11 protein-coding genes are annotated in these 12,085 nt (G+C 35.8%); 7 read left to right on the top strand and 4 right to left on the bottom strand.

Annotated features, from left to right (window positions below):
- Nucleotides 1-154: 154 nt before the first annotated feature.
- The gene (locus tag PGN18_RS04845; RefSeq protein ID WP_335318225.1) at nt 155-2,425 is read right to left on the bottom strand and encodes a glycosyltransferase family 4 protein; all 2,271 of its coding nucleotides are present in this window, start codon (nt 2,423-2,425) and stop codon (nt 155-157) included.
- Nucleotides 2,426-2,644: 219 nt separating this feature from the next.
- On the opposite strand from PGN18_RS04845, the gene ku reads away from it, so the two are divergent.
- Complete coding sequence (gene ku / locus PGN18_RS04850) at nt 2,645-3,415, top strand: non-homologous end joining protein Ku (protein ID WP_335318226.1); 771 nt, start codon at nt 2,645-2,647, stop codon at nt 3,413-3,415.
- 196 nt (nt 3,416-3,611) lie between these two features.
- Here ku and PGN18_RS04855 read toward each other — a convergent pair whose 3' ends face one another.
- Nucleotides 3,612-4,730 carry an alpha/beta hydrolase gene (locus PGN18_RS04855; protein WP_335318227.1) on the bottom strand — a complete coding sequence of 373 codons (1,119 nt, stop codon included), beginning with the start codon at nt 4,728-4,730 and terminating at the stop codon, nt 3,612-3,614.
- 141 nt (nt 4,731-4,871) lie between these two features.
- On the opposite strand from PGN18_RS04855, the gene PGN18_RS04860 reads away from it, so the two are divergent.
- From PGN18_RS04860 to PGN18_RS04870, 3 genes are read left to right on the top strand one after another with little or no spacing between them, the layout of a single operon-like run.
- Nucleotides 4,872-5,240, top strand: a complete 369-nt coding sequence (locus PGN18_RS04860) for an STAS/SEC14 domain-containing protein (protein WP_335318228.1) — start codon at nt 4,872-4,874, stop codon at nt 5,238-5,240.
- Between the two features lie 11 nt (nt 5,241-5,251).
- A complete protein-coding gene (locus PGN18_RS04865) occupies nt 5,252-5,404 on the top strand; it encodes a hypothetical protein (protein ID WP_335318229.1) in 153 nt (50 codons plus the stop codon).
- 18 nt (nt 5,405-5,422) lie between these two features.
- Nucleotides 5,423-6,232, top strand: coding sequence for a mechanosensitive ion channel family protein (locus tag PGN18_RS04870; RefSeq protein WP_335318230.1), 810 nt, complete (start codon nt 5,423-5,425; stop codon nt 6,230-6,232).
- A gap of 4 nt (nt 6,233-6,236) precedes the next feature.
- Here the strand turns inward: PGN18_RS04870 and PGN18_RS04875 are convergent, their stop codons facing one another.
- Nucleotides 6,237-6,605: a response regulator transcription factor gene (locus tag PGN18_RS04875; RefSeq protein ID WP_335318231.1), complete on the bottom strand. Its 369-nt coding sequence runs from the start codon at nt 6,603-6,605 to the stop codon at nt 6,237-6,239.
- Nucleotides 6,606-6,746: 141 nt separating this feature from the next.
- On the opposite strand from PGN18_RS04875, the gene PGN18_RS04880 reads away from it, so the two are divergent.
- The 3 genes from PGN18_RS04880 (at nt 6,747) to PGN18_RS04890 (ending at nt 10,090) form a co-directional block, all read left to right on the top strand.
- Entirely contained in the window at nt 6,747-8,960 is a 2,214-nt protein-coding gene (locus tag PGN18_RS04880) for an ATP-binding protein (RefSeq protein ID WP_335318232.1), read from the top strand.
- Nucleotides 8,961-9,380: a response regulator gene (locus PGN18_RS04885; RefSeq protein WP_335318233.1), complete on the top strand. Its 420-nt coding sequence runs from the start codon at nt 8,961-8,963 to the stop codon at nt 9,378-9,380. It abuts the gene before it with no gap.
- Between the two features lie 530 nt (nt 9,381-9,910).
- Nucleotides 9,911-10,090 carry a hypothetical protein gene (locus tag PGN18_RS04890; RefSeq protein WP_056096518.1) on the top strand — a complete coding sequence of 60 codons (180 nt, stop codon included), beginning with the start codon at nt 9,911-9,913 and terminating at the stop codon, nt 10,088-10,090.
- Between the two features lie 787 nt (nt 10,091-10,877).
- Here the strand turns inward: PGN18_RS04890 and PGN18_RS04895 are convergent.
- Nucleotides 10,878-11,894 carry a LacI family DNA-binding transcriptional regulator gene (locus tag PGN18_RS04895; protein WP_335318234.1) on the bottom strand — a complete coding sequence of 339 codons (1,017 nt, stop codon included), beginning with the start codon at nt 11,892-11,894 and terminating at the stop codon, nt 10,878-10,880.
- Between the last annotated feature and the right edge of the window lie 191 nt (nt 11,895-12,085).

A 12,085-nucleotide genomic window follows, 5' to 3' on the forward strand; every position in this document is an offset into this window, starting at 1 on the left:
CTAAACTTTTTAAAGTATTCATTTTACATAAAAAGCCATCTCACACTGAAAAAGGTAGAGGTGGCTTTTTTAGTTATATTGCTAAACTAACTCGCAAAAAAAAGCTGATTCATGTTGAACCAGCCTTAAATATTTCAAATAAAATTAGAATTATCTAGCTAATTTTATTTGCTTCCATTAATGGTGAAGATAAAGTTTCATATTCTACTTCAGCAGTTTTCAAAATAGCTAAATGCGATATGAAATAAGCCAACGTACTTTCCGCTCCCTGATTCCTGTTTACACTATTAAACTGCAATCCATCCGCACAACCATTGGTTTCATAATCATATAGTGGGATATGAAGACTATTTTCACCTAAAAACCATTTATAACTTACATGCATTAAATTCAGATACTGATCATCTTTAGTAACCTCGAAAGTTTTTGCATACAGTAGAACCATGGCCATTGTTTCTATGGCCTGTTGATCGTAAATCGGATTTTTACCATGTTTTTTCATCCAGCCCGCATTTCCAACAGGGTTCAGGTATCCATTTTCAAAAGAAAAACTATTTAAAAATTGAATACTTTCCATGGCCACCTGGTAAGACTCTTTGTTCCCTGTAACATCATAATGATGAAGCAAAGCCAAAGGAAGAATGGCATTATCATAGGTCAAAATATCTTCAAACCAATGCCACTCACCATCTTTATTTTCCTTATATGATGCCACTAGCGAACCTGCCAACATATTAATTTCCTGGCTGATTAATTCATCTCCTGGATGTGCACTTAAATAATATGACAAACCAATAACGGTATTTGCCTTTCCGCGTAAATATCTTAATTCTTTAAAGTGTTTTACAGAGTGAGAGAACAGTTCACGGCCAAATTCACGATACGAATTATTAGGTGCGCTAGCAACCAAATAACCCAATGCCCAGATGGTTCTACCGAAGGAGTCTTCAGATCCAACTTCGTCTAAATACTGCCTGTTAAAACTTAAAAAATTCCTGAAATTTCCATCTTCTGTCTGCATGTACTGGATAAAGCTGAGGTATATTGGCATAACAGCTAAAGCCCTTTTATTTTTATCCTGTTCAACAGCCATTAACGCCATAATTAATGCCCTTGCATTATCATCAATACAATAACCCTCCTTTAAATTTGGAATCCCAAAACGTGCATGCTGTATAATCCCTGTATCATCTGTTAGTAAGGCAATATGGTTTAAATTTAAAGCAGGCATGCCTTCTACGTCTATAATCGGCGGAATCGATCTTTTCGCTCTAACTTCTGTAGATAATGCTTCATTTAATACATTAAGATAAACACTTCCAATGGCTGGCCAGCGAAGATTTAACCCATATTCATAAGCATTTTGCTTTAGTTTTTGGTATTTATCGTCGTCACTTAAGAGATCATTAACGATTACCGCTAAATGATTGTGGTCCTTAAAATCGAATAACTTACCTCTATTATCGGCTAAAAGCTCTTGTGCATGCCAGTACGGAGTAGAAATTACCGCTGCACCTGCGCCAATGGCATAAGATAAAGTGCCGCTGGTGATCTGAGCTTCATTTAAATAAGGAGTAATGTATAGACAACAAGCTGTCAAATACTGATGGAGTTCTTCTTCCGAAACAAATTTATTGACGAAAGCAATATTCTTTTCCACGCCTAAATCTTTCGCCAAAGCTTTCAAACTGTCTCTATATTCTTCTCCATTATGTTTGACCACGCCGGGATGGGTATTGCCTAAAATCAGGTATAAAACATCGGGATGTTTGGATACAATATCTGGTAAAGCTTTGATTACAGTTTCTAAACCTTTGTTTCTGCTAATTAAACCAAAAGTAAAGAGCACTTTTTTACCCTTAAATAAATCACTCTGTGAAATTTGATTATTAAGCATTGGTTCTAAATCAGGAACGCCATGTTCGATCAATTGGATAGAGGCCTTTGGAATCTGATAGATGCTTGTTAAAAACATCACCGCCTTTTTACTCATCACCACCAGTTTAGCCGTCTTAGCAGCAATCTCCTTGATAATGGTTTGCTGCATAAAATTTGGCTCTTTTAAAACCGTATGTAAAATCGTAATGAAAGGTTTTTTTAACCTGTTAATAAGCGAAAGCAAAAAAACACCACTGTTACCACCATATATGCCAAATTCATGCTCAATGATACAGGTATCTACATCACTGTTATTGATAAAATCAGCAGCTTCCAGATAATCTTGTTGATTTTGTTGTCGGATAACAAATTTTACTTCGCTAGGGTACTGATGTTCATTCACATCATCCGACTCATTCATTGCAACCACAAAACTCTTGTTAGCATCGTAAGTGGGATTTAAACTTAAAGCATTAACTAAATTTTGGTTGAAGGTAGCTAAACCACACTCACGGGGCGGATAGGTAGAAATATAGGCTATTTTCATCTTTATAAATGTTTTCAATGGTAATTACACAATCGTGATCTCTTTATCCCCTTTATTACTTTGAAAAATCATAATAGTTTAACAAATTTTCTATAAGGTTATGCTTAGATAACATTATTGATTCCAAATAGTTTGCAGTTTGGGCGATTTACAGCTTATAAAACCAAAACAATAAGTTTTAGACACATGTTAATAGCTTAATATTTTAAACATTTAGCTATGAGATCAATATGGAAAGGTTCGATTGGATTTGGTTTGGTAAATATTCCGGTTAAGTTGTTTTCGGGTGTACAGAATAGTAACCTGGATTTAGATATGCTTGATGAACGTGACCATGCCAAGATTAAGTTTTTGAGGGTGAATGAAAATACACAGAAAGAGGTGCCTTATGAGAAGATAGTAAAAGGCTACTTTTTAAAAGATAGGTACATCATTTTGGATAAACACGATTTCGAGGAGGCTGCTCCTGAAAAAACAAAGATTATTGAATTGGAGAATTTTGTTGACATTAAGGATATCAACCCGATCTACTACGAGACTTCTTATTATACCGAACCTGAAAAACAGGGTAGAAAAGCCTATAGTTTATTGTTAAAGGCTTTACAGAAATCTGGTAAAGCTGGGGTGGCCAGGTTTGTATTAAGAAATACCGAAAACCTTTGTGTTATCCATCCTCTGGAAAATGTTATTGTCATCACAAAAATCAGATTTGACCAGGAAATCAGGAGCTTATCTGAAATTAATAAGGTTGATGATATCAGCATCACTAAAAAAGAAATGGATGTGGGATTGGCGCTGATTAAACAATACAGTTCAAAATTTGACCTGAGTACTTTCAAAGATGATTATAGTAATGAATTATTGAAAATTATTAAAGCTAAGGCTAAAGGAAAGCGGGCTACCGTTAAAAAGATGAAACCGAAAAAAGCTTCGAGCGATGATTTATATGATCAATTGATGCAGAGCTTGGGTTCAAAGAAAGGAGCGTAGTCAGCTGGGAGTTACCAGTTTGCAGCTGGAAATTTATGAAGCTTTAAGCCAAACTCCGTACGAAAAAAGATTTACCATAAGTAGCGACTTAACTTTAATTTGTCAAATTGAGCTTGTCGAAACGCTTTTAAAACATTAAAAATTCTTTCAACAAACTCAATATGACGGTTTACATTTGTAATGAGGCCTTTTTATTCTATTTAAAAGCTGCTTTTAATTGGCTAGCGGCATAAGCCTGAGCTGCCTTAGCTTCAGGTACAAGAAGCGACATACCAAAAAATTCATGTGTTACACCTTCATAATTTTTGGTGTCAACTTTTACCCCGGCTGCTTTCAGCTTATTGGCCAACATGATGCCATCATCATGCAGAGGATCTATTTCGGCGGTGATAATAGTTGTTGGAGGAAGTCCTTTTAAATTGGCATTAATTAATGATATCTTCGGATCTTGCCCTTCGATCATACTATTGAGGTATTTTTCTGTGAACCATTCCATCATTGCTTTATTTAAAGGTTTTGCATTTGCATACATTTGATAAGATTCGGTATTCATATTCGCCTGAGCAATAGGATAGACCAAAACTTCGTGTACAGGAAGCATAATATGTTTGTTTCTGGCCATGATAGACACATTTGCAGCTAAATTTCCACCCGCACTTTCGCCTACTACAGCAATCTTAGCTGGATCAGCCTTCAAATCCGCCGCATTTTTAATCGCCCATTCGTAAGCCATAAATGCATCATTATGTGCGGTAGGAAATTTGTTCTCCGGGGCAAGGCGGTAAGCTACAGAAATTACGATTGCCCCAACCTGCTCTGCCAAAGCCTGCGCAGATGCATTATAAACATCTAAATTCGCAATAACAAAACCACCACCATGATAATAAACAATGAGTGGGTAAGGGCCGTTTCCAACTTTAGGTGTGTAAATGCGCAAATGAATTTTGCCGCCATCAGCATCAATGTCTTTACCAATGGTATCTACCTTAGGCAATGGCATAGCAATATTGTTCTGCTTTGCAACATCCATTACAGCATCTGTTGGCGTGTGGTTTTTACGCGCATCAGTAGCACTTAAGGTTTCTATAGGCTTATCGCCATAGCTGATTAGTTTTTCTATTACCACCTGCATTTCAGGTTTTATGGTTTTTCCCCATTCTGGAGCAGGTCCGGCAGGTTTCAACATCACCATTTGAGTAGAATCATTCATAGAAGAATCTGTTGCTGTGGTGTTTTTTGTTCCGCTGGTGCAGGCAGAAAGGAAGACGGCCGTTCCATAGGCCAGGATAATTGGTTTTAACAGGTTGTTTTTCATAGGGGTTATTTTATTTTTTAATACGGCTTTATAACGTAACCAGTAATACAAGTGTTTTTAAGATTCATACAACTTTTTAGAATTTGCATAAATGGCAAACTTCTTTACAGCTAAATATGTTCTTAAATAAACGAATAATTGATGTTGACAGAAATTACAGGGCTACCAGATCACATTTTTGGTGTAAGAGCTACCGGAGAAGTGACCAGTGATGATATAAAAAGCGTTTTACTAACTGGTTTAAAAAGAACTGCAAAGCGGTTTAAAGAAATAAGATATCTGCTGGTTTTGGAAACTGATGTCAAAAATTTCACGGCTGGCGCGTGGGTGCAGGATATCAAAGCCGGCTTGCAAAACTTCAGCAAATGGAAAAAAATTGCGGTCGTAAGCGCAGAAAAAGGAGTGGAATGGTTTACTGATGTATTAACCATAGTTACACCTGGTCAATCAAAAGGTTTTAAACCCGAAGAAATAGAAGAGGCAAAAGCCTGGCTTAACGCGGAAGATTAACGATTAAAAATATGAAAGATTCTAAAACGTCGGCAGAAAGTAGCAAGGCTACTGCGCCAAAAAATGTAAAAGCTAAAGGCGCTGATGATAAAGTTACATCAGCAAAAGATGCTAAAAAAGTAGATGTAACAAAAGATAAGTCAGCTAAACAGAAAAAGAAATAGTAAGATAAAGAAAATACCATGATGAAGATTGATGCTGGTAATGTAAACCGTTTTTATGATAAAGCTTACGATTGGATCATTGATAGAGGCCCCTCAGTAATTTTAGGTGTTATCCTGCTTATTTTCGGCTTATGGTTCATTAAGCTATTGGGAAAATGGATGCAGGGTGGTATGCATCGAAAAGATATAAACCCATCGTTACGTCCTTTTTTAACGAGCTTGATCATCATTACATTAAGAGTTTTACTCGTTCTTACGGTGATGCAGATTATCGGCATTCAACTTACCTTTTTAACGGTTCTTATTGGTGGTATTGGTGTAGCGGCAGGTTTAGCTTTATCAGGCACACTCCAAAATTTTGCCAGCGGTGTGTTGATTTTACTGCTAAAGCCTTTTGTTGCAGGAGATAATATCATTGCGCAAGGCCAGGAAGGAACAGTAACTTCGATCCAAATATTTTATACCATTGTGAAAACATTTGATAACAGAACCGTGGTAATACCAAATAGTAAACTATCGAACGAAGTGATCATCAATATCAGTAGGGAGGGTACCAGAAGATTGGATATAGAAATTAAGTTTAGCTATGGAATTGACTATGAACAAGTAGTTTCCATCTTTAATAAAACGGTTGATGAATTTAAATCCTGCTTAAAAACTCCTGAACGACGTATTGGTGTATCATCTTTAGAAGATAATGGTTTCAAAGCAAGTTTAAATATCTGGGTAAAAGCACATGGATTTACCGATACTAAGCTTTCATTCTTAGAAGTGCTGATGAAAAACCTAAAACTTGGAGGAATAAAACTACCAGGCATGCCTGATTAAAAAACTATCTCTTTAGCAAAGCATAAATCTTATCCATCAAGTCGTCGATATTAAAGGGTTTGGCCATAAAATCATCAGCCTCCACGCCATCTAATGCATAATTGTTTGCGTTATAACGAGCAGAAATCATTAAAACCGGGATATCTTTTGTAGCTTCAGCACTTTTAAGTTCCTTTAAAAGTGCTCTTCCGTCAACGTCAGGGAGCATAATATCCATAATGATTACATCCGGATTAAATTCCAGGACGTGTTTAATAAAATCTGCGCCTTTGTTTAATCCATCAACGTTAAAAGCTTCGCTTTCTAAAATAAGTGTTATAACATCCAGTATTGCATGGTTGTCTTCAATGACCAAAACATTTTTCTTTGCCAAAGTTTGAATGATTTTTTAAATTCAAACAAATATATAATAAAAAACAAATCTCAAATCCGAATTTATCAAATTAGAGACATTCTAAAATTAGGTTTTATATTTGTTAATTTGCGAGATTAAATATGCTGCACCATCATACATATGACTAAATTTTCTGTAGACCTAACCAATTGTGATCAGGAGCCTATCCACATACCAGGCAAAATTCAATCACATGGTTTTTTAGTAGCTGTTGATCAGAATAGCTCAACCATTTCCTATATCAGTGAAAATACAGGAAGTTTTTTAAAAGAAGAGGCTAAAAACTTATTAAATAAACCACTCTCTGCACTAAATGATTTAATTGAACAGCCAGATTCTGCTCTTCATATTGAAGATTTGCTAAAACTCGGAATCATCCGTAAAAGTTTCGACGCTATCAGTCCGCATCCGCTTGAAATTAACGGCAATCCATTTTATCTGATTATTTCTTCATCAAAAAACGACTGGTTATTGGAATTTGAACCTGTTACATTACAGTTTGATATTCAAAGTTCAATTGGACGTTCAGCCTCGTCTATGCTTCAGGGGAAAAATATTTCCGCTTTATTAAAGGGTGCAGCTAAAGAAGTAAAAAGGTTGATCAATTACGATCGGATCATGGTTTACAAATTTTTGGAAGATGGCCATGGCGAAGTTGTAGCAGAAGAAAAAGAAGCAGATTTGGAGGCCTTTTTTGGCTTACATTATCCCGCATCAGATATTCCAAAGCAGGCCAGAGAACTGTATAAATTAAATTTGACCAGGTTAATTGCAGATGTAAACATAGCCGATTCGAAGGTTATTACATATAAGGAAAACGAAGCGCTCGATTTAACTAACGGAGGCTTACGTGCCGTGTCGCCCATTCATATTCAATATTTGAGGAATATGGGTGTTCATTCCAGTTTTAGTATCTCATTAATTTCTCATGGTGAGCTTTGGGGCCTGATCGCTTGTCATAATTACAGCCCCAAATTTATAGATTACAAAGCAAGAGAAGGGGCTAAATTAATCGGACAGATTCTTTCATCGGCGCTTGAATACCGCCAGGAAGAAGAAGACGCTCAAGTTATTGAACAATTTAAAAGTACAGCAACTATCCTTTTGGAACATTTAAACCGCGACAAGTATTTGATTGAAGCCATAACCACTCACAAAAGAACTGTTCTGGATGCAACCAAAGCTACTGGCGCGGCCGTTATTTTTGAAAACGAACTTAAAACCATCGGAAACGTACCATCAGATGAAGATATCAGTGAACTTGCCGAGTGGTTAAAAAAAAATAGTGATGAGTCTATTTATTATACCCATCGATTATCTGAAATCTTTTCTCCTGCCAAAAAATACAAAACAGTCGCTTCTGGTATCCTCTCTTGTGTGATCAATAAAGAGATGGGCGAAATGATCATCTGGTTTAAACCTGAAATGATTACCAATGTAAATTGGGCTGGGAATCCCGATAAACCTGTTATTTCATCAGAAAATGGTTTGATGAACCTATCGCCACGCAAATCTTTCGAAATATGGTCGGAGGTGGTTAATAATACTTCCGAAAAATGGATGCCTGAGGAAATTGCCTCTGTATTGAGGATACGTGAAATTATTATTACAGATATTAATAAGAAGGCCAATGAAATCAGAATACTTAACGAGAAACTGCAGGCCGCTTACGAAGAATTGGATACGTTTAGCTATACCATATCACATGATTTAAGAACGCCACTTACCTCGATTAAAACCTATGCAGAGCTGATGCTTAAAAACAAAAGCATGGATGAGGGAGGTAAGAAAATGTTAGACAGGATTATGGTGGGTGCCGATAAGATGAATTTGTTAATTAAAGAAATCTTAAATTTAGCAAGAGTTGGCCGCTCTGAGATCAATTTTGAAACAGTCAATATAGCTGATTTATTGAAAGACATCACTAACGAGGTATGGGCTGCATATAAAGCAGATCATGTTACCCTAATTTTAGGACAACTTCCTAGCATTAAAGGTGATAAAACCATGATTACTCAGGTTTTTACAAATTTAATCGGAAACGCTGTAAAATACTCTGCAAAGGTTGAAAAACCCGAGGTAGAAGTTTCTGCGTATATAGAGGGAGGGGAGATTATATATTCCGTTAAAGATAATGGTATAGGAATTGATAACCGGTATTACGATAGAGTTTTTGAACTTTTTAAGCGTATGGATAATGTGAAGGATATTGAAGGTTCAGGAGTGGGACTTGCTATAGTAAAAAGGATTGTAGAGAAACACCATGGCAGAGTGTGGTTTGAGAGCAAATTAAACGTAGGGTCGACCTTTTTTGTAGCTTTTAAAAACAGATAAATGAAAACACCAGATATATTTTATGTTGAAGATGATATAGATTATGCATTTTTTATGCAGAGCGCAGTACAGGAGGTAAAGGGTACGCTTAATCTTGCGATAGTAGAAGATGGAGTAGAAGCATTGAAAAAACTTCAACATTTTGCAGAAAATAAAATCAAACCAAAATTAATCTTACTTGATTTAAATTTGCCAGGCTTGTCTGGTTTGGATTTACTAAAATTTATACGGGACATTCCTTATCTGAAAACAGTGCCTGTAATCTTATTTTCCACATCTGATAATCCAGACGACGTGAAAGCATCAATAGAATTTGGTGCTAATGCCTACCTCACCAAACCCGATGGCTACGAGAACCTGGTTAAATGTGTACATTCCGTACACGATTTTTGGTTTAATAAACATTTAAGGTTAAATTAATTATATACGAAAAAATGATGAAGATCCGGACTTATTAACCGGATCTTTTTTATTTCATATATAAATGCCCCAATATGTTCTGTAAAGGCATACAGCAAAGATTTTAATCGCATGATATTTGCTTGAAGGGTGACATTCTGCGGTAACGTAATAAAAGTGATATTTGGCCAATCCAAATGGCGAGTAATAAGAGGATGGTCTGAATTATTCCGAAGTATAGGGAGATGAATTAATCCGAAGAGTAAAAACTTTTAACGGTATTATATAATGTTGCAAAAAGCAGATTACTAACGCTGTATCGATAACACGAACCAAGTCTTCAATAACCTGATCAAACTCCCTGAGCAAATTGTATATTAACCCTATTTTATCTTAAAATTGCGGTTGCAATAAGTGCCAGGGCATTTTTTTGATTTTGAAAATGTGCAAAACTTCTTGCAAATAAATATTTGCTTTCTGTTGTTAATTCGAGGTAAATATGTATAATTGAAAAAAAATAAATTTTTTAAACCCTAAAACATCAATTAGCGATGGAAAAATTCTCAAAAGTTAAAGCTGCTGTTGCTGCTATTGAAGCAGATGTAGAAAAATTTTATAATGCTGGCAACGCAGCTGCTGGTACTCGTGTGCGTAAAGCAATGCAAGATCTTAAAGTTTTAGCACAAGAAATCCGTGCAGAAGTAACTGAAAAGAAAAACTCTGGAAAATAATATTTCGCGAGTATGAAACAAAAAGGGTTCCGGTATACCAGAACCCTTTTTGCGTTTAGCAGAATAGACTTCAAGGTGTAACGAGCTTATTCCAACCAGCCCCTTCGCAAGTCTTTAGGAAAACCCTATAAAAGACAAAGCTCCCCATCGCGGGGAGCATCTATCCAACTAACAAAACATATTTTCGATGAGTGACTGTCGTTGCTCAAAATTAATCCTTTCCTAATTACATAATTTAGCCGTTAATTGCGGTAATGCAAAGCTGATTTCTAGCCTGCGGACTGGTTTATAATTGCCATATCCTTTGATCGTTGAAACCGATAACGCTTTAATTTTTTTCACAGTAATCGAAATCGTTGATACAAATATCGTTAATTTATTTAGACTAATTATAAATAATTTTAAAATTTATGAATAAGTGTCAAGCAGATAACGCTAAAGGAACAACAAATAGTTTCGAATGGATTAAAGTGACAATCGGAACTAAATTTTTGATTTGTGATACAGAGGAATTGATTGGTGAGCAAACGTAGCCTGAAGATTTTTAAATGATACCAAGATGTTGAAGAGAAGCTAGCAAATTGTACTAGAGCTCTGGCATACTATATTTGACACTTCTAACAAGATCAGAAAGTAAAAAGCATACTATCTGTTATCCAAAGAAACAAGTAAATGAAGTTCTATTTTGGTAGGCTGTATAAATCCACCACTTATTAACGCTTTTTACAAGCAGTATCATTTTTACCTGGAAGTTTAAACAAATATAAAATATAGCGCAAACGTTTGATCATTCATTTGTGTCGTTAATAATCAAATCGGCATCTACAATGGCATTGTAATAAGCCTGATTCTCGGTATTGGGGCGATGAATAAGGTCTAATAAAATGTTTACAGCCTTTTGTCCCTGCAGATAGGGGTATTGCTCTACTGAAGCTACAGGTGGATGATCCAGATAACTGATAATTGGCAGGTTTGCATAACTCACAATCTCAAAATTGTTTATTACATCCAGCTTTTTGAAGTATTTAATCAGAAAAAGTGCCACATAATCATTAAAAACCACTATAGCCGTTGGTTTCCTTTTATGTTTTAAAAACTTTTCTGCAGCATTTATGGTACCGTTTTCTGTCAAATCGCAATTTATAACCAATGATGGATCGAACTTTAAACGGTTAAAACTAATTGACTGTTTGTAACCATCTTTGCGCTCTTCACTCGCATGTAAAGTATTGGGGCCATTAATCATTCCGATACTTCTGTGTCCCTTTCTTAAAAGATAGTTCATTGCTTTAACTGTTGCACTCACTAAGCTACAGGCAACATAATGCACGTTATTGAAAGGTGGGATCCGATCAAAAAATACAACGGGTATATTGAATGAATTAAGTTTTTCGAAATGATCAAAATTAGCAGTATCTTTACTGATGGAAACCAATAATCCATCAACACGTTGATTTTTCATTTTTTCAACAAGTTTTACTTCCTGCTCATAATGATCGTGCGACTGGGCAAAAATTACTGTGTAATTTTTTTTCATTGCCTCATCTTCAATTGCAGAAATAGCGACCGAAAAAAAATGTTCTGATAGCTCCGGTAAAATGACGCCAATGGTATATGTTTTTCCTTTTTGAAAAAAAATGGCGGCCCTATTAGGCTCATAGTTGAGTGACTTCGCCAATTGCTTAATTTTTTCTCTGGTAACTGCCCCAATACTCGGATGGTCGTGCAGGCCCCTCGAAACACTGGATGGAGAAATGTTTAAGAGCCTGGCTATTTCTTTGATGGTGGTTGGTTTCGATTGCATGACGCGTACTAAACTACTACATTAAATTGCTTCAACATATAATAATACAAAATTAATCAAACGTTTGCGCCGTTTTTCAATCCTTTACTTAACTAAACAATATAACGTATTGAACTTAACCTGTAATCCACACGTCATATATATCGTGCTGATCTCATTTTAAAAATCATATTCCTATTTTGGCTTCTATT

This window comes from Pedobacter terrae, assembly GCF_036946585.1.
GTDB classification, from domain to species: domain Bacteria; phylum Bacteroidota; class Bacteroidia; order Sphingobacteriales; family Sphingobacteriaceae; genus Pedobacter; species Pedobacter terrae_C.

Bases quoted from the DNA above. Each gene is read 5' to 3' on its own strand.
- PGN18_RS04845 (WP_335318225.1), bottom strand. From the start codon at position 2,425: ATGAAAATAGCCTATATTTCTACCTATCCGCCCCGTGAGTGTGGTTTA.
- ku (WP_335318226.1), top strand. From the start codon at position 2,645: ATGAGATCAATATGGAAAGGTTCGATTGGATTTGGTTTGGTAAATATT.
- PGN18_RS04855 (WP_335318227.1), bottom strand. From the start codon at position 4,730: ATGAAAAACAACCTGTTAAAACCAATTATCCTGGCCTATGGAACGGCC.
- PGN18_RS04860 (WP_335318228.1), top strand. From the start codon at position 4,872: ATGTTGACAGAAATTACAGGGCTACCAGATCACATTTTTGGTGTAAGA.
- PGN18_RS04865 (WP_335318229.1), top strand. From the start codon at position 5,252: ATGAAAGATTCTAAAACGTCGGCAGAAAGTAGCAAGGCTACTGCGCCA.
- PGN18_RS04870 (WP_335318230.1), top strand. From the start codon at position 5,423: ATGATGAAGATTGATGCTGGTAATGTAAACCGTTTTTATGATAAAGCT.
- PGN18_RS04880 (WP_335318232.1), top strand. From the start codon at position 6,747: ATGACTAAATTTTCTGTAGACCTAACCAATTGTGATCAGGAGCCTATC.
- PGN18_RS04885 (WP_335318233.1), top strand. From the start codon at position 8,961: ATGAAAACACCAGATATATTTTATGTTGAAGATGATATAGATTATGCA.
- PGN18_RS04890 (WP_056096518.1), top strand. From the start codon at position 9,911: ATGGAAAAATTCTCAAAAGTTAAAGCTGCTGTTGCTGCTATTGAAGCA.
- PGN18_RS04895 (WP_335318234.1), bottom strand. From the start codon at position 11,894: ATGCAATCGAAACCAACCACCATCAAAGAAATAGCCAGGCTCTTAAAC.